Source organism: Bradyrhizobium barranii subsp. barranii, from assembly GCF_017565645.3.
In the GTDB taxonomy this organism is placed as follows: Bacteria; Pseudomonadota; Alphaproteobacteria; order Rhizobiales; family Xanthobacteraceae; genus Bradyrhizobium; species Bradyrhizobium barranii.
Map to the genome: position 1 here is coordinate 8,166,702 of NZ_CP086136.1, position 25,058 is coordinate 8,191,759.

Sequence of the window (25,058 nt, forward strand, 5' to 3'; positions counted from 1 at the left end):
CAGCGAGCGCATACAACGAGTTTGCCGCGCCGCAACGCGCTCGGGTTTAAAAATGGAAATGCCCGTCGCGCGCCGACTTGGCGCGCGAAAATCCAAACTGATCACTTCTGATCCGCAGGTGCCTGAGCGTTTGCCTTATTGGCGTCGGCCTTGTTCGCTTCGTGATGACCGACGACGCAGCCGGCCGCAGCGCCGAGCTTGCCGTGTCCCGCCATGTGTCCGGCGACACCACCAACGATGGCTCCCTTGATGCAGCCCTTGGCGTCCGCACTGGGCGTCAGAGTGAGAGAAATCGTAGCTGCGCAAGCCGTTGCCAAAATCCATTTCATGTGCGGTCTCCGATCGTGAAAGATGTACGGATCCAACGGATCTGGACGCACTCCGTTCCGACTCGCAAAGTTCAGCACTACTCGTTCTGAGCGCGTCGCAAAGCATCGGTCAGCTTCCCCTTCTCTCTCTGCCAACGAGCCTCCTCGTCTTGAGCCCTTTTCCCGACGGCGTCGCGCTCCGCTTCGATGTGGCCTGCTCGGACATCATGTTCGCGCTGGGCTTTATCGAATGCAGCCTGCGCCTTGGCGACCGCTCGATCGCGACGCTCGCGCTTCTTGGCGTCCTCAGCGAGTTCGCTCCGGCGCGCTGCGTCACGCTGCTTCCGCTCCCGCTCGAAATCGACCGCGGCCCTGCTGACCGCTTTCTCGCTGATCTGCGGGCCTGTGGACTTCTTCGCCTTCGATCGGCTCGTGTGAGGATGTTCGACTTCCTCGCTGGTCGGCAGGTCGGAATGCTCGGCGAAGCGTCCGTTCGATCCGGCGGGGCGCCTAAGCACCACGCCAGGCTGCGCCATCGTCGCGGCAACGGCGTCGGGGTCGTCCGTCTCCTTCGCGGCGCCCTGATGAAAGAGGTTGCTACCCGCGCCCCAGGCGTCCAGCGCCGCTTTCATCGATGGCGCCGAGATCGCCAGATCATAGAATCCCAGCGAGGTCTGGTAGGTTTTCAGTTTTCTTGGCATGGAGCCTGCGGGCCGGTGGTGACGTTAGATCTCAACGCCGACGGGCGAACCAAACTCCCAGCACGAAAGCCGCCAAGAGCGAGCGCAACGGCGCTTCCACCGTCACCTTCCGGAGCCGCTCGGCCAATTCCTCCGCCCACCGTCCGAGGTCCACTTGCTTCTTAGTCCATGGCTTCTCCCGAAGAGAATTCTCAAGACCGTGCTGATCATTCGTCAACCCGGAGGCTTCTGTCATCGCCGCGGTTTCGCTTGCATCCATACACTCCTCCTACGTCTGCCAAAGTCCTCGGGACCTATCGGTTCCTAAGCCGACTTTCGCCGTGCTCCGGCGGCCGGCTTCTTTACGGCCGCTTCCTTCGCCGCCTTCTTGCCGGCGATCGGCATCAGCATCTCCTTTTGGCCCGCCGAGGCCTTCTTCGCCTTCTTGACCGGCTTTTTCGGTGCCTTGGTCTCGGCCGCGGCGCCGCCGACGCTCTTCCGCGGCGCGTCCATCAGATCGACGACGTTCTCGCCCCTCGGCCGTTCTTTCGGAGTGATCGGCTTCCCCGCGCGCTTCAGATTGATGAGGTCGACCAGCGCTGTCTCGTAATGATCCTCGAACTTCTCGGGATCGAACCGACCCGCCTTCTGGTTGACGATGTGCCTGGCTAGGTCGAGCATGTCCTTCGTTACTTTGACGTCCTGGATATCGTCGAAATATTCCGCCGGATCGCGAACCTCATACGGATAGCGCAGCAGGGTGCCTATCAGCCCTTTGTCTCTAGGTTCAAGCGCGATGATGTGCTCGCGGTTGGTCAGCACCACGCGTCCGATAGCGACCTTGTCCATATCTCGGATGGTCTCGCGAATGACCGCGAAGGCGTCGTGGCCGACTTTCCCGTCCGGACGCAGATAGTAGGGCCTGATCAGATACCGTGGGTCGATCTCGGTACGGTCGACAAACTCGTCGATCTCGATGGTCCGGGTCGATTCCAGCGCGAGCTCCTCCAGCTCCTCCTTGGTCACCTCGATGAACTGGTCCTTCTCAAGCTGGTAGCCCTTAACGATGTCCTCGCTGGGGACCTCGTCGCCGGTATCGGCGTCGACCTTCAGGTACTTGATCCGATGGCCAGTCTGCCGATTGAGCTGATTGAAGTTGATCTTCTCGCTCTCGGACGTCGCCGGATAGAGCGCGACGGGACAGGTAACGAGGGACAGTCGGAGGAAGCCCTTCCAGTTCGATCGCGGGGCCATGGTGAACACAACGCTCCAGGGTACGGGGACTTCGACTCAAGACGAACGGGGGCGACCCGTTCCGACACGCGAACCGCTCGTCCCCGAGATTCATTCTAGGCCTCAGCCGGGTCTACGGCACCCTGCGGCAGTCCGGCGGCGCAGCCGAGATCGAGAGCGCGCGCGGACGAGGAACGACGGAGCGGCTGCTTCTGCGCAGGACCGACCGAATCCCATCGAACGTCGAGAAGGCCACGGTCGAGGCTGAGCCCGAAGCCCGACGAGCGAGCGTCCTAGTCGTGGACGACGATCCGGACTTCCGCGCTTTCCTCAAGGATTCGCTGGAAAGTACTTGGCTACCGGCCGTGTCATCACCGAAGGCGGAGCCACGGCCACCGAGGCCATCGGCGCGGTAACGCCGGACGCGGCGATACTCGATTTCGCGATGCCCGGAATGAGCGGCGCGGACGTCGCTCGGCGCCTGAGGCGATTGCCCGACCTCCCCGTGATCTTCGCCAGCGGCTACTCCGAAACGGCCGCTGTCAGCCGAACGCTCCCGCCTGTTGCGGAATCCCTTTAAGGTCGACGAACTTCAGGTTGCTCTTCGCGGACTCGTGGACGACCCCCAGCTCCCCCAGCCGTAGCGGGTTCCGGCTCGTCCCTTCCGACACCGTGTATGAATTTGTACTCTCGCTCGCCAGGAACGGAAACGCGTGCCCGGAGTCATGCTCGAAAATCAGGAAACAGTAACATAACACGTCGCAGTCGCACGACCGGCAAGCCGCGATCACGCTCCTCAAAATAACCAAAGCTACCTCGGATCAGGACACGGCAGCGCGCCTGGCCACTTCTGGAGCGATCACGGTTCCTGAGGCGGCTAGTCGCCACGAAGCGATAGGCTTATCCGGGTCACGATCCCGTCCCAGTCGCGCTCTTCGCTGGCCGGATAGTTGATGAGCACGCAGTGGACCATGCGGCCGGAAAAATTGCAGCGGTCGTACCAGACCTTGTCGCCCTTGTAGCTCGAGACCGCGAAAAAGCGCGACGTCACGCGCTTGTACTGGATCTGCGCGGGCGGACGCTTCTTGGCGAGGAAAGCGGCCGGGGAATCGTTCGAAACGTTGGGAGCCGCCTGCACCGTGATGTCCGCTCGGCCGTCGGGGGTCCGGAACCGCTGACCGTAGCCGTCGGGCTTGCTCGACTGTTCGGTGAAGATCGAGGCCGGGAAATCGACCGCGGTGCCGGTCTCGGGAATGGCGTAGGTCGTCCATCGGACGGGCTGTGCCGTCGCGGCGCAGGCCGTGGTGGCAAGAACCAGTGTGGCGGTCAAAATTACCTTCTTCATGGCGTCCCTGTTCCTCGCATTCAAGCCGACTGCGTTCGCCTGCTGTCAGGGAAAAGTCGGCGTCAACAGCTCTGTTCCACTTCGAGCCGGGATCCACAAAAGAGGGCTCATTAGTCTGAATCGGCGGGAACGCGCTCTTCACCTTCGGCAACAGGCGCTCCAGTGGGGTGCCTGCGGTTCGTGGTGGTCGTCGATGCGGCGCCGGTGGTTGTATCCGCGCGGCGTGGTCGAGGTGCTGCTCGAGCTGGTCCGGACCGGCTCTTCGACGAACTTGAGCTTGTCCATCGGGACGGCGATGTCGTGCTCGCCCATGCCGAGGAAGCCGCCGATGCCGATCACCGCCGCGTCGATCCTGCCGCTCTTGTCGACGATCAGTTCGTTGATGTCGCCCAGCTTCTCGTTGGCCTCGTTGTAGACGTTCAGGTCCATCAGCTTGGAGGCGCGCCAATTTCCCTTGAGTGCCACCATCGCGTCTGAGGGCTGAGCGGTCGCCGCCGGAGCGGCGCGATCGGACGGCTGAGTGGATTGCGCGAACGCAGCGTCGCCGATCACGGCGGTGCAGAGCAAAACGACGGCAAGAAAGCTTTTCATCGATTGGATGCCGGCCCCCAACGTCCGGAATTGCCGCTTGTTCCCGATCGAGGAACAGTGCGACCAAGGACTCGAGGTGGCCCGTGCTTTCCGGCGTCCTTCACCGACGTTCGGTGGTCACAAGCCGTACGACGATCCGCTTGCCTACCGAGTGGAGGCAGGCTTCCGAGAAATTGGGCCACACCTGTTTTGCGCAGTCTTCCGCTTGCTTCGCGGACTCTTCGGATGCACGACCGTTCGGGTGCGCAGAGGACGGTTCGTCCGCAAGAGCCGCCGTAGCGAGCAGAACAAGAGCTGCCGTCGCGGAGAAGATCGTCTTCATTGGAGCCTCCTGGTAGGCAGCTCAACGAGCTGGAATCCAAGCCGTTCCCTGAAAGGCGAGAACAGGCCGACCCTTTTCGGATCCTTTGCGTCCGCGCGAGCCGGAAGTGCTGTCTTACGCAAGGCGTCCTGCGAGCAGCCCCCGATATCGGCTTTCGTACTCATTCGCCATCCGGCTTGCGGCCAAGCGCTCCTCGAACCGGGCGCGGACCACTCGTATGTCCAGCCGGCCCAATTCTTTCACGGCCTTGATCGCCTGCTCCTCCCCGTCGACGATGAAGCCGGTGACGCCGTCGTCCACCACTTCCGGCACCGAGCCTGATCGATACGCGATCACGGGTGTCCCGCACGCCATTGCCTCGATCATGACCAGACCGAACGGCTCGGGCCAACCGATTGGAAACAGCAGGCCTGCTGCGTTCGCGAGGAACGGCTGCTTCTTCGCGTCGTCGACCTCGCCGACGAGTTGGACCTGCTGGCCATCGATGTTAGGCTCGAGGTGATTTTTGAAATAGGCCCTCTCCGCGCGAGGGATCTTGGCGGCTATCCGCAGCGGCATCCGCGCCCCGCGCGCGATGCGCATGGCGTCCTCGGGCCCTTTATCTGCCGTCAACCGACCGAGAAAGGCCAAGTACGAACCTGATTCACAAGAGGGCCGAAACAGGTCCTTGGGCAGTCCATGCTGGATCGTCGCGATCCAGTTCGCCTCCGGTAGCGGCCGACGCTGGTCGTCCGAAATCGAGACGAATGGAGCGTCCGCAAAAGCACGCATAACCTGGGGCAGGCCTAGGAGATCGAGTCGGCCGTGCATTGTCGTCAGGAAAGGCACGCCGGTCCGGCGCAGCACCGGAAGGGGCAACCAGTCGACGTGGGAGTGGATCACGTCGAAGTCGCGCGCGCGCTTGGCGATGGCCTCGATCAGAAGCGCGCAGGCGGCATTCGGGTCCGCACCCTTCCGCCCTAGGCGCAACGCGCGCGGCCACACCGCCTGGAGCTTTCCCTTCGTCTTCGAGTCCCCGCTTGCGAACAGGGTGACGTCGTGTCCGAATTCGACCAGTTCGTCCACCAGCCAAGCGATCACACGCTCGGTGCCGCCGTAAAGCTTTGGAGGGACACTCTCGGCCAACGGAGCAAGTTGGGCAATCCGCATCGGCTAGGCCCCGGACACGAACCGCAGAACTAGCACGACAACTGCGGACATGAGGAATGAAATCGCGAGCAGCGTCCATGCCGGTCTCGTGCTTCCGCGAGCCACTCGCGCCGCGAGCATTTTTATGGCCGTCAACATTCGTCTCCAGCAAGCCGCTGCAGGTAAGCTATCCCGAAGCCAGCGAGTTCTTCGGTATCGCTCCTCCACGCTTAGGACTTGCTGTAGAGGTGGCGCTCCAGCAGGAGCGCCGGCTATCGTGTGCATCGACATCGGGGTGCCGCGCGCGGTACACCGTCCAGGCGGTCTCCGTGGCTTTTCTTCAAGACGACTTCGTCGACCATGCTCACTCTCCGGTGACCGAACCCAGTCGCTGCCAACTCAAAGCATTCCGGAAAGTTTCCGGTTTTTCCCGATCCTAGACAACGGGCTGGTCAGGATGCCTTCGCCCGCGCTCGCTCACGTGCCGCCCGGCGGCTCTGCAGGCGTTGGCTCGGCCGGCCCTTATGGAGCCAAGAAGCCTGGGCGCGGCCTCTGCGCCGTCGTGGCGTTCGACGGAGCAGCCCGTTCCAGCTGCGGCTCGGAAGGCCTGGCTTCCATGAAGTCGAGCACGGTCCGGCCTTGTCGGTGATCCGAACTACCGCCTGTTACCGCGACTCCTATCCGGTCGTTCGGCACGACTGGCATCGGCACTATCGGCACTGGTGAGAGCTGTCGGTCCGCTCGAAAGCGAGACGCCGGTCGGGGATCCTTTTCTGTAGCGTTGCCGGGATAAAATAGCTTTGAGCAGCGCTTCACTCCTCGATTGCACAAGCGGGATCACGAGCAATCATCTTCAAGCTGCAGCCCCCTCCCCGACTTGGAGCGGTAGACCTCTGACGGACGGCTAAGAGCCGAGCCATATGGAGCTGTCACTAACTGATTGAACTCATCGTCAGAAGCGTCCGCACGAACCATTATGACAATTAGGAACGCAATCAGTCGAGCGGAGTTAAGTCGCCGCTTCGCATGCTGTGCGCGAGGCCGAGCGAAGGAAGCCCATGCGTCGCGTTCGACTTGTGATAGCAGATCGACGTCCCATTGTTCTGCAGGGTTTTGCATCGCTGCTCGGAGCGCAGCCCGATTTCGAAGTAGTCGCATGCTGTCTTGATGGAGCAAGTTGCCTTGCGGCCATTCGCAGTTTGACCCCCGATGTGGTGTTACTGGAGGACGGATTCACCGATGTAACCGCCTCCGACATCCTCGCCGTCGCGGACGACGAAGGTCTTTCCTCCCGGCTGGTGTTCTTCACTGCTACTGTCGCCTGCGGCGATCTCGCCAGGGCACTGGCGACCGGTGCTTGCGGCGCGATTTCGATGAACGCCAAACCAGAAGCGCTGCTGCAGTCCCTGAGGTTGGAAAAATCGGGGTCAGACCTGGCGAGGGTCGGTAACGAAGCTAATGGAATCGCCTCGTTCGGCAATAACGTTCTGGGGGTTCTGACCGTCAACGAGCGGACGATCATGGATCTCGTCGCCGAAGGTTTGTCGGACAGTGAAATTGCTCGGATGCTCGGTGTCTCTCTGGAGATCGTGAGGATTCACATCGACCACGCGCGAGAGAAGCTCAGAATCAACAGCCGGACGGAGCTCGCCGCGCTTGCATTGTCGCGCCGTTATGGCGCGATGAGTATCCTGGCAGCTGCGATCTGGGCAGCGTTGGACGATTCGCCCGGTCACGCCGCAACCGAAAGTTTCACGGTCATGGCCGCAAACGGCTGCGCGGAAGTCGTCACCATTAAAATTAGCCGCAAGGAAGCAGTATCAGGTGGCACCCCGGCCAGAGGCGCGAGCAAGGACCGCGCCGGCGCCGCAAGCGGGACGTCATCGCCGACCGGCAAACTCGTCGACCCCGTGGCCGAGATTGCCGCGAGCCAATTTGTGCAGGCAGCACTGAACGCGCCGAGGTCGGGTTCGAGCAGCTACAACATCTTCATGGTTGCAGCTTTCGCCGCCTTGATCTACGAGGTCGATGGTGCCAACCACGCCGTGCAAGCGTTCGATTTCGGCGATGACATCGTTACTTCATCAACCGCAAGCGACGCCAACGGACCGGCATCCGCACTTCTCGGCTGCGCAAATTTCGGCGGTACGGCCGTGTACGGTGGGGCGTTCGCATTCGAGTTCGCCCAAGGCGATACAATCGCCACAGACGGCAGCGAGCTTTATGTCGGCAACGCCCATGCGGAGGATCGCGGCAGTGGCCGAGAAACTGCTATTCCCCGAGGTTCCGGGACCATTGATGTTGTTGCGGCGGCGGCGAACGAAGCCGCGCAACGTGACCCCACGCAGACAGGCCGGGAAAACGGGTCAAATCAAGGTCGATCGCAATCCGATTTGCGCGCTCCCGACAACAACTCCGAAGCCGCTAAGCTTGAGACCGCGGGAGACAGTTTAAATCACGGTCAATCGCAGAAGGCCCTGCATGAGTCCGACGACGGCTCCGTGGCCGCCAAGGGGCATGCCAAGCATGAGACCCTGGGAGACGGTTCAAATCACGGTCAATCGCAGAAGGCCCTGCATGAGTCCGACGACGGCTCCGTGGCCGCCAAGGGGCATGCCAAGCATGAGACCCTGGGAGACGGTTCAAATCACGGTCAATCGCAGAAGGCCCTGCAGGAGTTCGACAACGGTTCCGTGGCCGCCAAGGGGCATGCCAAGCATGAGACCCTGGGAGACGGTGCAAATCACGGTCAATCGCAGAAGGCCCTGCAGGAGTCCGACAACGGCTCCGTGGCCGCCAAGGGGCATGCCAAGCATGAGACCCTGGGAGACGGTTCAAATCACGGTCAATCGCAGAAGGCCCTGCAGGAGTCCGACAACGGCTCCGTGGCCGCCAAGGGGCATGCCAAGCATGAGACCCTGGGAGAAGATTCGAATCGCGGACAGGCGCACGGCGATTTGCAGACTTTTGAAGATGGCTCCGCGGCCGGCAAGCAACACGCACGGCATCCACAGGCAGGTGATTTAGATAGTGGCAAACCGCAGCACCATATACCAATGGCGTCCGTAAATTCTGCCAACGACGCACATTCGGCATTGAAGATTAAGACTGAAGGAAAGGGCGGCCCTTCTTCCGACAACGCAGATCAGGCCAAATCAGCGGTTGGCACCGACCTTGGCGATTCCTTTCATTTTAAGAGTGGCGCCGACAATACGTCTTCAGGCATGTATGACCTTCAGCAACTGAGCCACGGAAATGGAAAAGCCTATGGAGATGGTCAGCATGCTGTTGCGCGCGAGGGGCCGGAGCCGGTCCAGGATGCTGACGGGATTGATATTTCAAATGCGCACCACGACCACTCCTGGCACGCCAATCTCCATGCGGCTCACGATTTGATTGTGTAGCAATTTACTGAATGGACGGGCCGTGTTTTAAGTGCGCCACCCCCAGACCCATCCCCACCGTCATTTTCATCCTTCGGATCGGGGTCGATCTGCTTCTTGAACCGCGCGGCGACATCCTTGATGCGAGGGAGTACCCGGCGCACTGCCTCGATGGGTTCGGCCTTGCTCGCGACGAACTCGTCGTATTCGCTGTGCCGGACGCGATGCCGCATCGTTAGGCACTCGAGAAGATCGCGGCGCATTTCAGCGTCGAAGAATGCCGGCCTGGCGTTCTCCCCCGTCAGCAGCCTCGATAGGCGGTCGATGAGATCCTTGTGCCATGCCTCGCCGGATGGCGAGAACCCGAGAAGCGCGTTCTCGATCGACGTATAACCCGCTCCCATCGCGTGCATGAACGCTCTCGAATTCCTGTAGCCATCCAGGTCGGGCGCATCGAAGCCTGCGGCCTCGAAGAGACGGATCGCCATGCCGTGGTGCATCAGCGCGTAGTCGAGGTCCTTGTCGACGTCCGTCCATCTGGCGTCGCTCATGGCATCTGCACCATATGACCGCGGATGCGTTCCAAAAAGCGCTCGCTCGACCTGGATTTGAGATGGATGTCCGCCGGAAGGTCCTGCCTACGGCAGGCGTCTTCCACGAATTCGAGGGCCTCCGATTCCAAATCGGCGGGAAAATCGACGACAACGTCGAGGTCGCTGTCGAACTTCATCCGATCCTCGGCAGCCGAACCGAAGATCAGAAAGCTTCCGCCACGCTCGGCGCCCAAGGCCCTCATCTCGGACATGACGAGATCGGCCGGGGCCCGCCGTCTGGCGGTTTCGCGGGATTTCCTCTCGGCAACTGTAACAATGCCGGACACGGGATGTCCTCAACGAAAACTGGGTGTCGTTGGCCAAAATAAGCACTCCGTCAGCAACAAAAAAGGGCACGACTCCGGCCTCGACGGCGATGGCTACTGCTTCACGCTCCGGGCGGGAGGCTTCCCGTTCTGGCGGTAAAATCGAAAGGTACGTGCAGCTGGATCTACCGATCTGAGGCTATTATCCCTTGAAGAATGCCATCAAATATTTGACTTTGATAGCATCGCCGGCCGTCTCTGGAGGACGCCATAATGGCCGATGTCACCATCCGTAACCTCTCCGAGGAGACGCATCGTGCTCTGAAAGTCCGCGCGGCGCAGCACAATCGCAGCGCGGAAGCGGAAACATTCTTGAGGCCGCCGTGCGTCCCGAGGGTCGGCTGCGGCTCGGCACCGCCCTTTCGGAGATGAGCCGGAAGATCGGCCTCAACAATGCCGATGTCGAGGCACTTGAACATGGCCGTGCGCGCTTCCCGCTGAGCCGATGCACTTCGAATGATCTTGCTCGATACCAATGTGGTCTCCGAGGCGATGAAGCCCGAACCGCATCCATCGGTCCGTAACTGGCTCGACGCCCAGGCGGCCGAAACGGCACCGAGAGTTTCGCCTGACTGGACGTGCCGCAGCAGGGCCTATCCGACGGCAAGATCGTGGATGATTGGTTTCAGTCCGTCGGACGTGACTTCGAGGCTCGCAAGCGTAATCGGTAGCTTGAAGCGTCGGCGCCCAGCACTTCCTGGATTTACGTATAGCAAGCCGTCGACGGTGTTGATCTTCGGCACGTGGGAGTGGCCGGAAATAATGACATCGATGCCCTCTGCTACGGGATCGACCTGCAAGGTGTTGAGGTCGTGCAGAATGTAGAACAGCCGTCCGGCGAGCCGCACGAACTCGGTTTCGGCAAATTCGGTGGCCCACTCGCCCGTATCCACGTTCCCTCTGATCGCCGTGACGGGGGCAATTCTACGCAGTACGGTGATGATCTCGGGATCGCCGATGTCGCCGCAGTGAATGATGTGATCGACATCGGCCAGCACGCGCAGCGCCTCCGGCCTAAGCAGGCCGTGCGTGTCGGAGATGATACCGATCGTGAAGATCATCGAAGCGTCCGGACGAAGCACCCTATCGCGCCGATGTCCCGAACAACAGCCGCCTAGGCCGACTTCCGCCGCTCGCCCGTCGCGGGCTTCTTGGCCGCCGCTTCCTTCTCCGGCTTCTTGCCGACGATCGGCATCAACATCTCTTTTTAGCCCGCCGCCTTGCGGGGCTTCTTGGCAGGCTTGCCCGCCTTCAGGTGCCGCGGAACACGTGGACAAGCTCCGATCCCGCCGATTGTGAATCCCTGCCCTGTGCTAACCGCCTGGAACGACGGAGGGGGCGGAAGGATTCGTCCCGGCAGGAGCAACCTCGATGCTGATTACGAAAGAACGACGGCCGGCGATTCGCACCCTGCGAGGTTGGGCCATCAACGTGCTGCAGGAGGCCGGCGCTATCCACGAATGCGAAGAGCACGGCTGGGCGCAGGACCGCGCCGATCCTCATGCCCGAGAACGCGCCTTCGACATCGCCCGCCAGGATCCGCCGTCCGGCATCTCGCCGGAGGAAGCCGTCACGGAGATCTGCGACGTGCTCGGATCGATCGGCGACACTTGTCCCGAATGCCCGCCCCAACACTGAGCGCGCAAGAAAGAAAACATTTTTGCGGCGCCGCAACGCGCTCGGTTCCAAATCGTGAAGCTGCTCACGTCGTTTTTCTTCTTGGCGGCTCCGATCGCCTGGACCTAACTTAATCCGTCGCCGCGCGGCCCGAGGCACTATCGGCGACGAGAACACGCGTTGTGGTCCGCCCTAGGAGGAAGCTGCGCATGTCGAAACGGCGTCGTTTCAAGCAATCAAATTTTCTCAAAGACCGGCTTGCCATTTTCGCGAAGGAAGCCCTTAAGAAGGCATCGAATCTTCCGCCCGGCACCGCTCGCGAAGAGATGCTCAAAAAAGTCCGCCAAGCAGACATCGCGTGCCACGTGGACGAATGGGCCCACTCGCGCGGACCGCAGCCGCCGACCTGGAGCAACGACGATCCATGAAAGCGCTCGACGACCGGACGATTGCCAATCTCGAAGTCGCCCTCGAAGAAGCTTGTCGGTCTCTCCCTCACGGCGGTGCCCATGAAATCAGAAGGGAGATCGCACAAAAGCTGCTCGATAGCGCCGCCCACGGGAATAAGACCTTGTCCGGATTGATAGAGGTCGCGCGCGCGGCACTGGCCGAAGCGATCAAGGAATTCGCCTAACTGCGCGATTCCGTCGATGCTCCGCCTCCTGATCAGCGAGCGAGGAGCGGGGCCGCGTTATCGGCTCGCATGCCTTGGACCTCGCATCGCTCCCGCGTTAAGAGACGTCCTGAGATTGGAACCGGCGGCCGTTCCCAGTCTTAAAACGAATATTTCCGTTCTACGGGAGGAGCATCATGCCTCGTGGCGACAAGTCAAGTTACACCGACAAGCAGAAGCGACAGGCCGAGCATATCGAAGAAGGCTACGAACACCGTGGCGTTCCGGAGAAGGAAGCCGAGCGGCGCGCGTGGGCGACCGTAAACAAGGAAACCCACGGCGGGAAGAAGAGCGGCTCGGGTCGCGGCACTGAGGAAGATCATTCGCCGTCCCGCAAAGGTGGTCGATTGGGTGGCGCGGCTTCGGCCAAGCGGCCGGCATCGGAGCGTTCGAGGTCCGCCAAAAAGGCGGCCAAGACCAGAAAACGACGCGCTGCGTAAAGTCGCCGAAAGGAGAGCAAGATAGGTCTCGAAGCTTTTTCCTTGGAGCGATTGTCCTCCTCACGACACTGATCTTATGGCGTTCTCAGCTATCGCTATCGAACCCGGGCGCTGGATCGCGTAGAAGGCGTCACGCGCAAAGGTACCGAATGAACGAAACCTAGCCCGACCCGATCGGCCTAGTCGACGTCGATTACACCAACTCGTCACATCTTTCCTGCCACGATATCGATCAGAGCTATGCCGAGATCTGGCTTCTTCTTCCGTCTGAGGTGAGCTGGCGTGTCCGCGACGATAACCTCGAGCGTCGGTCGAACCTTTCCTTCGAGAAGATGCCCGCCCCGGGTTGTACCGTCGGCCAGACCCAGGACCACATGCACGTGGAGGCTTGCCTTTCCGTCGTCGCCGACCGCAATATCGCCGATCGCGCTCAGCACCTCGCACTGCTCCGCGATCTCGATCTTCTTATAAGTCTTTTTCTCGAAATCGAACCAGCCAACGGTCGCCCTTTCAAAAGCGCCGATGGCGGTGAGCGACGCCGCCGTGATTCCAGCGTCGTTTGCGAATTTGGTGAGCGTAGTGAACGCTTCCTCCCCGGAATCGAGGATGACAACGCGGGCTTTCGAACCCGCCTCGCCTGATAATTTGGTGCTCTTCATCGTCGTTAGGCCGCGCTGCGCTGGGTATGTCGACCTTCCTTGACCTCTTCCACGATCTTGGCGCAGAAGGCCTCGAGATCGCCGGGGTTGCGAGAAGTGATGACGCCCTGATCGACGACGACCTCTGCATCTTCCCACTTCGCACCGGCGTTCGCGACATCCGTCTTGATCGACTTGAAGGAGGTCATCTTGCGACCTTTCGCGATGCCGGTCTCGATGAGAAGCCAAGGGGCGTGGCAGACGGCCGCGACGATCTTCTTGGCATCGAAGATATCCTTGATGAACTTCAGCGCTTTGGACTCGACCCGCAGAAGATCCGGATTGATCTGCCCGCCAGGCAATACGATCGCGTCGTAGTCGGCGGCCGATGCCTCGTCGCGCGTCTTGTCGACCTTCACCGGTCGCCCCCAATCCTTCTTGTCCCAGCCCTTGATCTCGCCTGCGGCGAGCGAGACGACATCGACCGTTGCGCCAGCCTTCTTCAAGCGCTCCTGCGGCACTTCCAGCTCGGCCTGCTCGAAGCCGTTCGTGGCGAGAATGGCGATCTTTTTGCCGGTCAGATCCATGGGTCCAATCCTTCGTTTCGGGGGTTGTCCAACAATCGACCGTCTCGAACATCGTTCCTGAAAAGCGGAAACAGTCGAGAATTTGGATCCGACCGCCGAGACGAAGGTTATGAGGGTTAGAAGCCGGAGCGTCTCGCATGACCAGCAGGTTCCACGGAGGTCGTCAACGTCACAGGAGCAGCTTCCGGCATCGGAGAAGCGACAGCACGCCGCTTCGTTAAAGAGGGCGCGAAGAATAGCCGCGCAGCGCCTTTCACCGTCCTACTTTGCGAGCGCCGTGTCGTCGAAGCGTGCATAGATAGTGCTCGGTCCGGAGTCCGAATCGAGCAGCTTTAGTCATACTGCTGTCGCTCTGGCCATCGCCATTGGATCGGCAATCACGTCAGAGCGCCTCGGCCTCCCGAAGGACGACCTGTTGCGATTCCACAGCTAGGCCACACCCGCCGCTGGATCGTGCGGCAGGTGAACCAATACAAGCGGTAGGCGGATCGCCTAGAGCGAGTGTTCGGCAGCGTCCCTGACCGAACACTCTCCACCACCAAACTAGTGTACGGCCTGGCTAGTGCGTCCTCGGCCTTCGGAACATCCTCAGGCAGTGGTAGCGGCGCCGCGGTTGCTTCCACGGTGGAATGCGAGGCGTAATGGTGCAGCAAAGCAGTTCACGACCTTTACTATACCGACTACTCCGGGCGCTTTAGTAATGAACAAGGGCCGCTGCTCAGAGACAGCGGCCCTTCGGATTTCAACCAGCAATGTCCGTCATCACCATTTTTGGCGACCGTACCATTCATCCACTTCCTTTTGCGCCTGATCCTTGGCGTAGCCGTACCGTTGCTGCAATCTCCCTTCGAGTTGCTCTTGCTTCCCGTTGATCACATCAAGATCATCGTCGGTAAGCTTGCCCCACTGTTCCTTCACTTTGCCCTTCATCTGCTTCCAGTTGCCTTCAACGCGGTTCCAGTCCATGGCGCTCCTCCTTGAACGACTAAGATCGATCAACGGAGCTCGCCGACGCTGGTTCCTCGGTGAGGATAGCGTCAATCAGGCGCGGGCGCAGTGTTTAAAACTGGACCGACGCGCCGACGGTGAGACGCCACGCGCTTGGTCCGCGAGGCGATCAACTCCGTTCCGGCGAAGCGGCCCACATGGTAACTTAACCCACTCTGGCGCTCGCCCTGCGGGAACGCGGCGCTGATTTACTCTGCCGCCTTTTAGCTGCACGTTTGATTTGCTCTGCCTCAAATTGCGTCCGACCAAAAGAAAAGCCCGGCAGTGATGCCGGGCTTGAGGTCATGAAAAACGTTTACGTGATGCAGGTTAGTAGCGATAATTTTTCCCCTTATTCCAATATCCTTTGATGAACACGCGTTCGCGGATGACGAACGACAAGCGATAGCGAGGGCTCAAAGCGATCAGAACCGCTGTGCATCGGTACGGCGGCTCCTGGGCAGCCTATTGACCAACCTATTGGGTCCGGGCCGGGTCCCTCCGGCAAGCACCAGCGGCTGGCTCGGCATCCGATGAGCGCCTATCCTGTCGTCATGATCAATAACACCGCCCTCACCCGCCGCCGCTCCGACAATCCGCACGAGGAGAGTTGGCACATCTATTCCGGCGACGTCCGCATCGGGACCATCGGCGCGCGCGCCGGCGTGCCTGTGCACGCCGATCAATGGGGTTGGTCGATCGGCTTTTATCCCGGCATGGAGCCAGGCACATGGCTAAGTGGCATAGCCGCCACTCGAAGCCGCGCGCGAGGCTTTCGAGACCGCATGGTCGGAGCTACAGCCGAGCATTCCCAACAATGCCTTCGCCGAATGGCGCCACGATCGGGACTGGCGGGCCGAGGTTGCGGCCAAGCGGGCGCGGGGCGAGAAGCTCGACAGCGAAATCCGGAGCACGTTGATGCGCTGCGTCTGCGGCACCACATTCGACAGCTGGAAGCCGGCGGAGAGCTACCAGCACCGCGCAAACATCACCGCCGCGCGGGCGGCCAATGGGATACGCCGATGAAGCACACCGAAGAACGACCTGACCCGGAAGCGGCCGCGCGCAAGCTCGTCGAGCTCGCAGCGAGCGTCGCCCCTGTCCAGGACGGCCGGATCTATATCGAGAGGATCAACGCGCCCTTCTTGTTCAAGCTGAAGGGCAGCGGCAGCGAATTCGGCGCCGGGCTCAAACACGCGATCGAGCGCGGCTGGCTCCAGATGCACGAGAGCGGGACTTACGTGCGCTTGCTAGGCCCGGGCGGCCTACTCACTCAATAGATCAGGGTAAAGGACAACCAGCCCGAGAGAAGCGCGCAAAAACCAATTCCCACATAAGGCAATGCAAGGCGCATCGGGTATTCCCTCCGAGTCGCGAAATATGCCGCCAATCTTTGATGGCAGTTGGCCAGCGACAACGAATCTGAAGTTGTATCTTCGGGAGGAAAGAGGCAGCCAACTGCCGCGGCCTTAGTTCATCTTGCGCCTGAGCTTCCGAACGATCTCACGAAGCTCAGCGACATAATCCTCAATGATCCGCCGCGCTTCCTCCAAGCGAGACGGCTTGGGCTCTTTGGGCTCGCTCTGTTCCTCAGGCTTTCCCATGAGGCCCAGCGTGTCTGATGGCGGCCAGCGTCTCTTGATCTAAATCAAATCAGGCCGAGCCGCCAACTGAGGCGGCCTCAAATCGTCAATATTAGCCAAACGATTAGGCCAGCGTTCACGGTGCCTACGGTGACAATGCCTGCCTGAATAAGTCGCTCGGTCATGGCGTTCCCTCGCGAATTTGAGGGAAAATTATGCACCAACTAAAATTAGGCACCAACTAAAAGTGGTGTCCATGCAGATTGTGCCACTTCTAAGTTCCGTCACGGACCTTGCGTTCGAGCATGGCCGTCTCGACCTGATCGGCGAGAACCGTAAGATGGCTGGCCAGCTTCTCGAACAAGTCCCGCTTGGCTTTGTCAGTAGCAAGATCGCTGATGAGCTTGCACTCGGCCGCGTCGGTCCGCAGCTTTTCCAATTGCGCTTGATAGTCCCGCATAGCACGCCCCGCCGCGTACCTCTCCCTCGGCTGAATTTTACCACAGCCTTAGGCGCGCTGTCAGCGCTCACTTTGGCGGCTGCAACCCGGGGGACTTGAGCCATTCGCTTATATGCGAGCCGGTCTCAGCCTGTCTGGCTCTGCGGATAAGGGTTTCGCGCTCAGGACCGCGCGGGAGCTTCTTCGCTTGCTCGCTCAGGCGTTCGGCTTCTGCGGCAAGGCGCTCTTCGAGGGATTGGTTTGCTTGAACCGGCGACGGTGCTTCATGATTGGCCTCGTGCATACGGGTCCTAACCGTAGGGTTTGCAAGCACAATTTAGCCTGTTCCGCGCTGGGCGGCATTAACATGCTTGAAAAGCTAGTTTGGCCGCGACGGTTCGGAGCTCGGCGAGCTCTCCGCCCATCTGGTGGTCTAGGCCGAGGTTGGACGGAGAGCCGCGCGCCGGAGCCCCGTCGCATGACATGCTAGGAACGTGCCATGACAGCTGAATGAAGCTGCTGGCGCGACTCAGTGGATGTTGAACTTAAGAGGACGGCGAAGCTCTACAGCGCGCTCAGCCTGATCCTTCTTGCAGAACTGGTTTTCGGCCTGCTCGAACCTGGCTAGTTCTTTCTGCGCGCGCCTCTAGGAGGCGATTGCGCCGAGCTGCATCGCGCTGTGCGTTTTCCGTCATTGGCCGGATTCCTCAAACTACAAACGGCACCATCCCCAGATAGGCCGGACCACGGCAAAGGTTCGGTGGAAACTGCGAATTTCTGACGGCGGCGCGAGCACGGAAAAAAGCCACTGTGATTACGCCACTTGGCCCGGAAACAGGCCAATGCGAGCCACAAGACAAGGGCCGCTGCCTTGGTACAGCGGCCCTTCTTCCGGGTTTCAAAATTTACGAAATGAAATCTGCCAGCCTCCCCGGTTTTGCCAAGTTTTCCCGAATACCTCTGTTCCGTCAATAACATTTGTGAGGCGCGCCGGAGGAAACGGCTGCGGATAGCGGGGCAGAAGGCGCACGCACCGGGACTTGCCCGACGCGCCACTACCGAAGTTTCCCGGCAGCTGGTCGGCACCTTGTTTCGGGAAGTGACCGGCTCAAAGGAACCGCAACGGTGGCGAATATTTGAGTGGTCGCCGGCTCCCGGCAGAGCTGGCGGAGCGGCCCCGGTCTACCGCCTTGAACCCCTGCAGCCGGGGCCGTTTTCTTCGCCTGTGTGTTGTATCGGAGTACCCTAGACGTCCCGCCTCAGGTCTCTAGCCCGGTGGAGGCCGCCGTGAACGAGCGAATGTTCATCGTGCTAATTATCCTGCTGGGCATGATTGCACCGGCATTGATGGTCCTCGCACTGCTCTATCGCTGACGCGGCCGCGACGGGAGGCCTGGGACAGGAGCCGGGACGCCGGGGCCGCGAGCGCGCGGCTTGTCACGCGCACTGGCAGCACCCTCTGCTTTCGGTGCGTCCGCGCGCTCTCAAATGATACCTTGCCACATTAAATTTTTGGGGTAGCCCGCCCAACACGTCTTCAATAGGAACGCTGGCGTTCGACAGCATTTGAATCACGCTTCGCGCCGGTCCAATTCGTCCCGGAGCGCTTTGCACATCGTGACTGCGCGGCTCCAGCATGCTCGCGACCCTACCGCTGGAGCCGCCTTTTTTGGCGCGGTGAGGGTCACAATCTTCGTTCGCTTTAGGCAGATCGCGACCTGACCGGGGCCCATATGAATAATCCAAACAACAACCCCAATTGCGACAGCGACAAGTGCCGCTACTCCGCGGGAGAGGTCCGGAGCTACCCCAACAGCCATACTCCGCTGACCCTGTGCAGAACGTGCCGGGCTCACGAGAGTGCGCGTAGGAGATACAATACTGGCCGTCTGCAGGTGCAGGAAGAGAGCAGTGAAATGCCTGCAACATCGCCAAAGACGGAGCGATCCTTGTGCCAGCCGATGCCGGCGCCGGGCGCGTACTCGGTCACGAGGACCTGCTGGAAGTTGTGAGACGCAAGGGCCGGCCAAAGCTTCGGCACGGGTGCGGAGCGCCGTCAGGAATTCCGGCATGTCGTCGGTTCTTGTGAGGCCGCCGCCGTTGACATCATAGCGCCGACCAAAAGAAATGGTGCGGCTTTTGCCGGTGAAGCCGCGGAATTCAAATTCTCTGAACGGGAGCTTCTCAATATCAGCCAGAAGCGCACGCTCTTCATCAGCAGAGAGAAACTCCGGCTGATACTTCATACCTTCCGGCAGGAAAACGCCTCCGAAGAGATCGAGGGTTGCGTTACTTTCGGGCACTCGATTCTTTCCGTCCCTTGGAGTTGACGGGCTTGCGGTCGCCCCCGGTCACGCTGCCCCGCTTTCGCTTTTTTGTTCGCCGTCTTGCGGCGATCCTGAGAAAGCGAACGGCTCACATCATCGCCTTCCTTGATACGGCCTCGCATCGCGGCGAACATACTCGCCGTGGACAGGAAGCGATCTTCACGAGCAGCTGCGCGCGGCTCATGTTGATGCGATCATCGTCACCGGCGGCGAGACCGATGTCTGCGTGCTGGCCACCGTGCTCGGCGCCGTCGACTGGGGATACCGCGTCATTCTTGTCACTGACGCACTGTGCAGTTCGGCTGACGAAACGCATGATTCCATGATGAACATCTACATGAACCGCTTCGGGCAGCAGGTGGAATGCCTAACGACCGAAACGCTTCTCGGCAGCTGGCCGGGCAGCGCCAGGGCAAGGCTTGTAAAATGAGTAAATCCTACCTCGTGCAGATTCTCCTGCCGAAAGAGCAGGAGACGGAGAGCCGGTTTCGCAACGCTGGTTCGAGGAATTCCTGGAAGAAATGACCGGAAAATTCGGCGGCGCGACCAGCTTTGTCCGGGCGCCCGGCCAGGGCCTATGGCGCAGCGGCCACGAGACCGAGCGGGACAATATCGCGGTCATCGAAGTCATGGCGGCAAAGCTCGCACCCGAGTTCTGGCGCACCCTGCGCGAGCGGCTGGAACGTGAGCTTTCGCTGGTTTCGGAGAGATGCGTCTGGAATCCGGCCGCCGTGTCGATTATCGCAGCCGCCATGGTGGCGGCGAACTGGAACGCGCGCATCACCGTGTGCGGGTTCGCTCTCTTCATCGCAGCATCCATCGCATGGATCGCCAACGGGATATTTGAGCCGAAGAACTGGCTCATCATCCAGAACGCCGTTCTTCTTGTGATCAACCTGCTGGGCGTATGGCGCTGGCTGCCGCGCGCCGGCAAGGAAGCTGCCGCGTCTCGGCCTGCGGATCGCGCGGCCCGGTAAAGGTTCAGGCCTGCTTCCTGTCTGAAATGGCCCGGCGTGCGAGCGCAGCCTCCCCCGCCTCGGTCAGAGCGCCGATCGACGTCTGCCCTTTCCTCGCGCAGGCGACTATGCTGTCGGCAATCAAGGATCTTAATTCGTGATCAGCCCCGTCCGGTCTGGCGTCGCAGATCCGCTCAAGCGCGGCTTCCATGTTGGCGAGTGTACGGCGATCGAAGCTTTCAAGGATCATGGCGCTTCTCCTATCCCGGCTGAACGAACTCCAAAGCCGGAAGTTCCAAGTTGGGAACCGACGTTGGAAACAAGCGGCATTCCCGATTATTGGACCTGAATGACGCGAAAACTCAGGTTTTTACAGACGTCACAGGGCTTTTTTGATCTCGATCTCCGCGCCGTCGATGGCCGAACCTCACCCAGCTGGCGGTGGCATCGACAAAATTCGAATTGGTAATTTGCGACCGCAAATAGGGTCTTAGCGTGCCGGCGACGCTTCTCGCTGGTGCCGACGATGTAATCGAGTGACGTGAGGCATCGGGTGGCTAGCGGTGTTAATTTGCTCAGCTTGCGTTATGCCACTCATCCTAAGCAGACATACAAATTGCGGTTGCATCGCCGTTGGCCTTATTCTTTGGTATTTGGCTGGCCGGTGGTGGTGTGGTCTTCCACCTTCCCTTCGCTCTTGAGCTTTGCGGCTCTGTCCTCGTTCTTCTTTGCTGACTCTTCCTTATCGCCTGGAGTAGCGCATTGCGAACCGGCCTTGAGATCGCCCCTCACTTGGGCCTCGTCGGCTGAGTTCTGCTGAGATTTATCCTGCTGGAGCTTGTCCTCGCATTGCTCGGCCGATGCCGTGGCGGCGACGCAAGAAAAGGTCATTGCGAAAGCGATTGCGATCGATCGATGCACGGCGGGGTTCCCTGATATTGGCTATTTACGCCGCAGCGAACGAGCCCGGCGCGGGTTCATTGAACTTAGTATCCTTCGCAAGGTTCCGGACGCTGTCGGTTGTCCCCACCATCGCAGTCGCGGGCATGGCGCTCATCCTCGGCATCGACCGGTTCATGAGCGAGGCCCGCGCTGGTCAACGTGATCGGCAATGGCGTGGCGACGATCGTGATCTCGCGGACCGAGGGCAAACTCGATCTGGCCCGACTGAACGCAATCCTCGAAGGCCGAGCGGCAGGCGCCGACGAGGAGGCAGTTCCGACGGATCTGGTCGACGGCACCCCGCTGCCCTCTCGCAATCAGGCTTACTCCCGTCCGCCTGCCAAGGCGGCATACCACGCCCCGGTTCTGGCACGCGCATTGAAATCGGCGCGCGCAAACGTCGACGTCGCGCTGCAGTCGACGGAGCGGCTGCAACTGGAATATGGCAATGCCCTCTGGCTGCGATGAACTCCGGTAGAGCAATCGCCTAAATGACGATCACCTGGCCGCATGGCTCGGACGAATAGATCAGCTCCATCTGCGCCGCCCGGTTGGTGAGGACGGCGCGTTGATTGATGTAAGCCTTGTCGGTGATCTCGCCGGCCGCCAGCGAGGGCGGTTCGTCAAGGAGCGTGAAGGCGCAGATACGTTCGCTGCTTCCGACACTGGTATTGTAAGTTCGGAGGCATTGTTGGAGAAAAGCGATCACGCCGGGGTCGCAATTCAGGTTGCCATCGGCGTTGGCGGCGTGCTGCCTGGCCATGACCGGATTCAACCAAGTCAGCACAGCGCAGAATTGACGATTTTCGCCGGCAATGACGACGTCCTGCACACCGGGGGTGGCCGCCAGTGCCGCGGCCCGAATATTGCCGACCGCCACCCATGTCCCGTTGGCGAGTTTGAAGTTTTCGGAAACCCGGCCGGTGAAGCGCAGACCACGGCTCGGGTTGGCAGGATCGACGAACGAGATGGTGTCGCCGACCCGGTAGAACCCCTCTTCATCGAAGGCCGCCGACGTCAAATCCGGCCCGCCGAGATAGCCTGGCATCACGTTAGGGCCGCGCACGCGGGCCTCAAAAGTATCGCCGGCGGGGATAAGCTTCAATTCCACCCCGGGCGCCGGAAGTCCCAACTCACCCGGCGTGTGAGTCGCCCAATGCGTGGTGGCGATGGTGGGCGCCGTTCGGTGGTGCCGTACCCTGCCGCTTTCGGCGGACTATAGGCATCGTCCATCGCGATGTAACTTATCTTGCGGCCGTTGATGCCGCCCTGATCGTTGATCGACTGCACGTAGGCCGACACGCCCTTACCGATCAGGCCGATCGACGATGCGGGACCGCAGAACGGGAATATCCCGCCGATGTTGATTTCGGTGGCGCTCACGCCGGACTCATCGGCCGTCAAGGCCGGCTGAGGCGCGCTTCTGCCGATAGCTTCTACAAACGGCTGACACCGCAGGAAGCAACACCATCAATCTAACACAACAGTTCCTGGCCGAGATGCTGGGCGTGCGGCGCACCTCGGTCACAGAGGTCGCAAGAAGAGTACAGAGCACCGGCGCCATCCACTACGCCCGTGGAGAAATCAGCATCCTCGATCGGCAGATTCTGGAACGCTTATCTTGCGAATGCCACACGACGCTGGTGGAGCAACCGAAGAGCTTGAGCAGATAGGTCGAAGCAGTCTCTGGTAACAACGCCTTCCGAGACGGCCTTGCTATGTCTTCTTCCCAACTTTAACGTCTGCCCGGGAAAGAAGTACGAGGCGTTTCGGTGAGCAAGGTCCGCGAGTACATCGATTTTTGGGTTGAGAACAGTTTTCACGCCGCGGAGCAATATTCGACGCCCGGCGCAACGTGCACGATCTCGTGCGCCGCCTCGTCGAGGGGGCAAGCGGTCAAGGTGTCTCTGAGGAAGCCATGATCAACGAAGTTGGCGACCTAACGAAATACATAAGAGACAAGCTTTCCGCCGCTAACGAGGCAGAAAAAGAGACCGGAGCAAATGAGTTCGATCTTCGAAAGATCGGATGACGCCCGCGTCGCCCGGCCTATTTTGCACCTGCGAGTGACCAGCAATTAGCCGGCGGGTTTTTCTTTGTCCTCGTGCGGCTCGCCACGGTTTTCGGCGGTTTGTTCCGAATCCCCGGGCTTCTTTCCGGCCATGTTCCCAGGATTGAAATGGTACTTGCCGTCCGGATTCTCGCCGGGCTGTTTCTCATTTGGATTTTTGGTGTTCTCGTCGGCCATGAGGCTGTTCCTTAGAGGGAGGAACAACATGCAACAGGGCGAGCAATCCCTTGGTTCCTACCAATGGCCTAATTCTCGTTCGCGAGCCTATTTCGGTCGGTATCCGACGTTCCGCACGATCGGCGCGGCACGCCCTGTTGGCTAGCATGAGGGAACACAATGGCGGCGAATATTTGAGCCATCGCTGGCTCGCTGCCACAACCGGCGAGGCCGCAAGATCGGCGTGCATCAGGCGCTACCCTGCTCCGTTGAGTTTGTTGGCCGCGGGGGTTCACTGCCGAGCCAGGAACATCGTTGCATTTGCCAAGTTTTCCCGACGCCCTCGATGCTCGTCGAGGGTAACCTCTAGGCCCCAGCTCATCCCCCATTTGAGCTGGGGCCCTTTTCTTCTAAGACAAGGGACTCAAGGGGAACGACAAGAGCAGGCGAAGATTTGAATCGTCGCTGGCTCGCTGCCAGAGCTGGCGGAGCGGCCCCGGCCTAACCCCCTTGTTTCCCCGGAGCCGGGGCCGTCTCTCGCCCTTGTCGTATCGGAGTAGCGTATGCGTTCCTCGCCCTCGATCATGCCGGCCGACTGCCTCGACCGCGACATCTATCTGGTGCTTGAAGACTTCGGCCCGCGCGCCGGTTGCGCCTGGCGTGAGACAGATGGGGCTGACACCGACGTCGAGATCATCCTGCAAAATCTCCTGTCTGGCCAGTACGCCTACGCGGAACGAGCGCTAAGACGCGCTACCATTTAGCACGAGTATGCACGCCATGCAGGATCCTAACGCGCGCAAGCGCGGCGGCATCGCCCCATTCGAAATCCGCGTTTGCGTCCATCCTTTGCCGCAGCGGGTACGGCTTACAGTTGTCGTCCCGGCAGAGCCGTCAGCTCTTGGGGGCGCTTGATGCGCCAGAACGGATATGCCGCCAATTCTTTCGAATGCTGCCCGAACATATCGACCCGTCTGCTTGTAAACTCCGTAATGACGCCGAAAAATTCAGTTGGTGACCTGATCGTCGCAAGTCTCAGGCCGAATTCAAAAGCAAATTGCGCGTTGGCCTCGGCTATCTCAAGAAGCCTCGCTTGATACGCCTGCATGTTTGCCGTCGCTAAAGCAAAGCCTTTCGTTGGATCGCTATCCGACATTCTCTGACTGAGGTCGTCTGGTAAGGCATCCACCGGAGGCTCAATGATAGGAACCTCGTGTTTAGGATCATGAAGCTTAGGAGGCGGTTCGATCGAGACTGCCGCAACAGAGCGAAGTAAATTCTCTTTCGGGCTTCTAACAATGTTCTGCTTGTTCCGTTGGGCCCGCATGGCCATTTTCGGATTGCGGGCGCGCTTTGGCGCTGTCGCCGGTTTGCGTTTGTTCATCTGACGCTCCAAGAAAATGGGGGTGCGACCACAACGGTCATTTCTGAGACGACAACAGGCTTTGTGACGTGGCGTTCCAAACCCGTGCATTGTTGGAGTTCCGCATCAACTGAGATCAATCGCACGTTCTGCGATGTCGACGATGATTTTAGGTCGCAACTCCAACCGACAAACGTCTAACTAGCGATGTTCCTGACCTATGCTCAACGGCGTCAGTCTGAGAACAATCAGCCCTCCGCTCGTGTGCTGTCCAAAGACCGCTTTAAGTTGCGGCGACTATACAAGCGTTCATGCCTTGATTTTCGCGAGACTTCCTTGAAGCGAACCTTCGGCCATTGATAGGCCGTAT

At 60.3% G+C, this 25,058-nt stretch carries 33 protein-coding genes and 4 pseudogenes; 15 read left to right on the top strand and 22 right to left on the bottom strand.

Going from position 1 to position 25,058, the window contains the following annotated elements; genetic code table 11:
- Window positions 1-101 precede the first annotated feature (101 nt).
- The 4 genes from J4G43_RS39760 to ku all read right to left on the bottom strand — a co-directional run bounded on the left by J4G43_RS39760 (window position 102) and on the right by ku (window position 2,242).
- Window positions 102-329 (bottom strand): hypothetical protein, encoded by a 228-nt coding sequence (locus J4G43_RS39760; RefSeq protein ID WP_038936846.1) that lies wholly within the window; start codon window positions 327-329, stop codon window positions 102-104.
- 77 nt (window positions 330-406) lie between these two features.
- Window positions 407-1,009: a cell envelope integrity/translocation protein TolA gene (locus J4G43_RS39765; protein WP_039147069.1), complete on the bottom strand. Its 603-nt coding sequence runs from the start codon at window positions 1,007-1,009 to the stop codon at window positions 407-409.
- A 31-nt stretch (window positions 1,010-1,040) separates the two neighbouring features.
- Window positions 1,041-1,268: a hypothetical protein gene (locus J4G43_RS39770; protein WP_038936844.1), complete on the bottom strand. Its 228-nt coding sequence runs from the start codon at window positions 1,266-1,268 to the stop codon at window positions 1,041-1,043.
- Between the two features lie 44 nt (window positions 1,269-1,312).
- A complete protein-coding gene (ku, locus tag J4G43_RS39775) occupies window positions 1,313-2,242 on the bottom strand; it encodes a non-homologous end joining protein Ku (RefSeq protein ID WP_208088255.1) in 930 nt (309 codons plus the stop codon).
- Window positions 2,243-2,573: 331 nt separating this feature from the next.
- Here ku and J4G43_RS39780 point away from each other — a divergent pair, with 331 nt between their 5' ends.
- A complete protein-coding gene (locus J4G43_RS39780) occupies window positions 2,574-2,801 on the top strand; it encodes a response regulator (RefSeq protein WP_208088256.1) in 228 nt (75 codons plus the stop codon).
- A 297-nt stretch (window positions 2,802-3,098) separates the two neighbouring features.
- On the opposite strand, the gene J4G43_RS39785 is transcribed toward J4G43_RS39780, so the two are convergent.
- The 4 genes from J4G43_RS39785 to J4G43_RS39800 form a co-directional block, all read right to left on the bottom strand.
- Window positions 3,099-3,566, bottom strand: a complete 468-nt coding sequence (locus J4G43_RS39785; RefSeq protein ID WP_038936841.1) for a hypothetical protein — start codon at window positions 3,564-3,566, stop codon at window positions 3,099-3,101.
- A gap of 138 nt (window positions 3,567-3,704) precedes the next feature.
- Window positions 3,705-4,118, bottom strand: a complete 414-nt coding sequence (locus tag J4G43_RS39790; RefSeq protein ID WP_225005366.1) for a PRC-barrel domain-containing protein — start codon at window positions 4,116-4,118, stop codon at window positions 3,705-3,707.
- 139 nt (window positions 4,119-4,257) lie between these two features.
- Window positions 4,258-4,479 (bottom strand): hypothetical protein, encoded by a 222-nt coding sequence (locus J4G43_RS39795; protein ID WP_208088257.1) that lies wholly within the window; start codon window positions 4,477-4,479, stop codon window positions 4,258-4,260.
- Between the two features lie 114 nt (window positions 4,480-4,593).
- A complete protein-coding gene (locus tag J4G43_RS39800) occupies window positions 4,594-5,628 on the bottom strand; it encodes a glycosyltransferase family 4 protein (RefSeq protein WP_208088258.1) in 1,035 nt (344 codons plus the stop codon).
- Between the two features lie 1,037 nt (window positions 5,629-6,665).
- Between J4G43_RS39800 and J4G43_RS39805 the strand changes: the two genes are divergently transcribed.
- The gene (locus J4G43_RS39805) at window positions 6,666-9,011 is read left to right on the top strand and encodes a response regulator transcription factor (protein WP_208088259.1); all 2,346 of its coding nucleotides are present in this window, start codon (window positions 6,666-6,668) and stop codon (window positions 9,009-9,011) included.
- On the opposite strand, the gene J4G43_RS39810 is transcribed toward J4G43_RS39805, so the two are convergent.
- Together J4G43_RS39810 and J4G43_RS39815 are read right to left on the bottom strand one after the other, a co-directional pair.
- The gene (locus tag J4G43_RS39810; RefSeq protein ID WP_228411335.1) at window positions 8,993-9,478 is read right to left on the bottom strand and encodes a ribonuclease toxin HepT-like protein; all 486 of its coding nucleotides are present in this window, start codon (window positions 9,476-9,478) and stop codon (window positions 8,993-8,995) included. The genes J4G43_RS39805 and J4G43_RS39810 overlap by 19 nt on opposite strands.
- A 59-nt stretch (window positions 9,479-9,537) precedes the next feature.
- Window positions 9,538-9,720, bottom strand: coding sequence for a hypothetical protein (locus tag J4G43_RS39815; RefSeq protein ID WP_249795787.1), 183 nt, complete (start codon window positions 9,718-9,720; stop codon window positions 9,538-9,540).
- Between the two features lie 402 nt (window positions 9,721-10,122).
- Between J4G43_RS39815 and J4G43_RS39820 the strand changes: the two are divergent.
- Together J4G43_RS39820 and J4G43_RS39825 are read left to right on the top strand one after the other, a co-directional pair.
- Window positions 10,123-10,369 (top strand): annotated as a pseudogene (locus J4G43_RS39820) (FitA-like ribbon-helix-helix domain-containing protein).
- Window positions 10,366-10,461 (top strand): annotated as a pseudogene (locus tag J4G43_RS39825) (VapC toxin family PIN domain ribonuclease); the annotation flags it as partial. The pseudogenes J4G43_RS39820 and J4G43_RS39825, both read left to right, overlap by 4 nt.
- A gap of 41 nt (window positions 10,462-10,502) precedes the next feature.
- Here the strand turns inward: J4G43_RS39825 and J4G43_RS39830 are convergent.
- The gene (locus J4G43_RS39830; protein WP_038936834.1) at window positions 10,503-10,970 is read right to left on the bottom strand and encodes a metallophosphoesterase family protein; all 468 of its coding nucleotides are present in this window, start codon (window positions 10,968-10,970) and stop codon (window positions 10,503-10,505) included.
- Between the two features lie 310 nt (window positions 10,971-11,280).
- Between J4G43_RS39830 and J4G43_RS39840 the strand changes: the two genes are divergently transcribed.
- The 4 genes from J4G43_RS39840 (at window position 11,281) to J4G43_RS39855 (ending at window position 12,639) form a co-directional block, all read left to right on the top strand.
- The gene (locus tag J4G43_RS39840; RefSeq protein ID WP_038936832.1) at window positions 11,281-11,547 is read left to right on the top strand and encodes a hypothetical protein; all 267 of its coding nucleotides are present in this window, start codon (window positions 11,281-11,283) and stop codon (window positions 11,545-11,547) included.
- Between the two features lie 188 nt (window positions 11,548-11,735).
- A complete protein-coding gene (locus J4G43_RS39845) occupies window positions 11,736-11,954 on the top strand; it encodes a hypothetical protein (protein WP_038936831.1) in 219 nt (72 codons plus the stop codon).
- Entirely contained in the window at window positions 11,951-12,160 is a 210-nt protein-coding gene (locus J4G43_RS39850) for a hypothetical protein (RefSeq protein WP_041959927.1), read from the top strand. The genes J4G43_RS39845 and J4G43_RS39850 overlap by 4 nt, the downstream gene beginning before the upstream one ends.
- A 176-nt stretch (window positions 12,161-12,336) precedes the next feature.
- Window positions 12,337-12,639, top strand: coding sequence for a hypothetical protein (locus tag J4G43_RS39855; protein WP_028154436.1), 303 nt, complete (start codon window positions 12,337-12,339; stop codon window positions 12,637-12,639).
- A gap of 206 nt (window positions 12,640-12,845) precedes the next feature.
- On the opposite strand, the gene J4G43_RS39860 is transcribed toward J4G43_RS39855, so the two are convergent.
- Together J4G43_RS39860 and J4G43_RS39865 are read right to left on the bottom strand one after the other, a co-directional pair.
- Entirely contained in the window at window positions 12,846-13,298 is a 453-nt protein-coding gene (locus J4G43_RS39860) for a PPC domain-containing DNA-binding protein (RefSeq protein ID WP_038936829.1), read from the bottom strand.
- Between the two features lie 5 nt (window positions 13,299-13,303).
- The gene (locus J4G43_RS39865) at window positions 13,304-13,864 is read right to left on the bottom strand and encodes a type 1 glutamine amidotransferase domain-containing protein (protein WP_039147055.1); all 561 of its coding nucleotides are present in this window, start codon (window positions 13,862-13,864) and stop codon (window positions 13,304-13,306) included.
- A gap of 156 nt (window positions 13,865-14,020) precedes the next feature.
- Here J4G43_RS39865 and J4G43_RS39870 point away from each other — a divergent pair.
- Window positions 14,021-14,098 (top strand): annotated as a pseudogene (locus J4G43_RS39870) (SDR family NAD(P)-dependent oxidoreductase); the annotation flags it as partial.
- 528 nt (window positions 14,099-14,626) lie between these two features.
- On the opposite strand, the gene J4G43_RS39875 reads toward J4G43_RS39870, so the two are convergent.
- On the bottom strand, window positions 14,627-14,830 hold the full coding sequence (locus J4G43_RS39875; protein WP_028154667.1) for a CsbD family protein: 204 nt from the start codon (window positions 14,828-14,830) through the stop codon (window positions 14,627-14,629).
- Between the two features lie 1,043 nt (window positions 14,831-15,873).
- On the opposite strand from J4G43_RS39875, the gene J4G43_RS39880 reads away from it, so the two are divergent.
- Window positions 15,874-16,131: a hypothetical protein gene (locus tag J4G43_RS39880; protein ID WP_041959923.1), complete on the top strand. Its 258-nt coding sequence runs from the start codon at window positions 15,874-15,876 to the stop codon at window positions 16,129-16,131.
- Between the two features lie 577 nt (window positions 16,132-16,708).
- Here the strand turns inward: J4G43_RS39880 and J4G43_RS39885 are convergent.
- Window positions 16,709-16,894, bottom strand: coding sequence for a hypothetical protein (locus J4G43_RS39885; RefSeq protein ID WP_038936825.1), 186 nt, complete (start codon window positions 16,892-16,894; stop codon window positions 16,709-16,711).
- Window positions 16,895-18,444: 1,550 nt separating this feature from the next.
- Window positions 18,445-19,176, bottom strand: a complete 732-nt coding sequence (locus J4G43_RS39895; RefSeq protein WP_160300709.1) for a hypothetical protein — start codon at window positions 19,174-19,176, stop codon at window positions 18,445-18,447.
- A 193-nt stretch (window positions 19,177-19,369) separates the two neighbouring features.
- Between J4G43_RS39895 and J4G43_RS39900 the strand changes: the two genes are divergently transcribed.
- The gene (locus tag J4G43_RS39900; RefSeq protein ID WP_408581449.1) at window positions 19,370-19,630 is read left to right on the top strand and encodes a cysteine hydrolase family protein; all 261 of its coding nucleotides are present in this window, start codon (window positions 19,370-19,372) and stop codon (window positions 19,628-19,630) included.
- A gap of 91 nt (window positions 19,631-19,721) precedes the next feature.
- Entirely contained in the window at window positions 19,722-20,177 is a 456-nt protein-coding gene (locus J4G43_RS39905; RefSeq protein WP_063777775.1) for a hypothetical protein, read from the top strand.
- Between the two features lie 4 nt (window positions 20,178-20,181).
- Here the strand turns inward: J4G43_RS39905 and J4G43_RS39910 are convergent, their stop codons facing one another.
- Window positions 20,182-20,406, bottom strand: a complete 225-nt coding sequence (locus J4G43_RS39910; RefSeq protein WP_039147044.1) for a hypothetical protein — start codon at window positions 20,404-20,406, stop codon at window positions 20,182-20,184.
- A gap of 389 nt (window positions 20,407-20,795) precedes the next feature.
- On the bottom strand, window positions 20,796-21,077 hold the full coding sequence (locus tag J4G43_RS39915) for a hypothetical protein (RefSeq protein WP_148311916.1): 282 nt from the start codon (window positions 21,075-21,077) through the stop codon (window positions 20,796-20,798).
- A 180-nt stretch (window positions 21,078-21,257) separates the two neighbouring features.
- Here J4G43_RS39915 and J4G43_RS39920 point away from each other — a divergent pair, with 180 nt between their 5' ends.
- Complete coding sequence (locus tag J4G43_RS39920) at window positions 21,258-21,566, top strand: hypothetical protein (RefSeq protein WP_408581385.1); 309 nt, start codon at window positions 21,258-21,260, stop codon at window positions 21,564-21,566.
- Between the two features lie 19 nt (window positions 21,567-21,585).
- On the opposite strand, the gene J4G43_RS39925 is transcribed toward J4G43_RS39920, so the two are convergent.
- Together J4G43_RS39925 and J4G43_RS39930 are read right to left on the bottom strand one after the other, a co-directional pair.
- The gene (locus J4G43_RS39925) at window positions 21,586-22,209 is read right to left on the bottom strand and encodes an AMP-binding protein (RefSeq protein ID WP_208089628.1); all 624 of its coding nucleotides are present in this window, start codon (window positions 22,207-22,209) and stop codon (window positions 21,586-21,588) included.
- Between the two features lie 92 nt (window positions 22,210-22,301).
- Window positions 22,302-22,529 (bottom strand): annotated as a pseudogene (locus J4G43_RS39930) (ABC transporter substrate-binding protein); the annotation flags it as partial.
- Between the two features lie 59 nt (window positions 22,530-22,588).
- Between J4G43_RS39930 and J4G43_RS56145 the strand changes: the two are divergent.
- Complete coding sequence (locus J4G43_RS56145; protein WP_408581450.1) at window positions 22,589-22,771, top strand: helix-turn-helix domain-containing protein; 183 nt, start codon at window positions 22,589-22,591, stop codon at window positions 22,769-22,771.
- Between the two features lie 404 nt (window positions 22,772-23,175).
- On the opposite strand, the gene J4G43_RS39935 is transcribed toward J4G43_RS56145, so the two are convergent.
- Window positions 23,176-23,346 carry a hypothetical protein gene (locus tag J4G43_RS39935; RefSeq protein ID WP_166350983.1) on the bottom strand — a complete coding sequence of 57 codons (171 nt, stop codon included), beginning with the start codon at window positions 23,344-23,346 and terminating at the stop codon, window positions 23,176-23,178.
- Window positions 23,347-23,888: 542 nt separating this feature from the next.
- On the opposite strand from J4G43_RS39935, the gene J4G43_RS39940 reads away from it, so the two are divergent.
- Complete coding sequence (locus J4G43_RS39940; RefSeq protein ID WP_148311915.1) at window positions 23,889-24,089, top strand: hypothetical protein; 201 nt, start codon at window positions 23,889-23,891, stop codon at window positions 24,087-24,089.
- A gap of 104 nt (window positions 24,090-24,193) precedes the next feature.
- Here J4G43_RS39940 and J4G43_RS39945 read toward each other — a convergent pair whose 3' ends face one another.
- A complete protein-coding gene (locus J4G43_RS39945) occupies window positions 24,194-24,709 on the bottom strand; it encodes a phasin family protein (RefSeq protein WP_038936820.1) in 516 nt (171 codons plus the stop codon).
- Window positions 24,710-25,058: the final 349 nt, after the last annotated feature.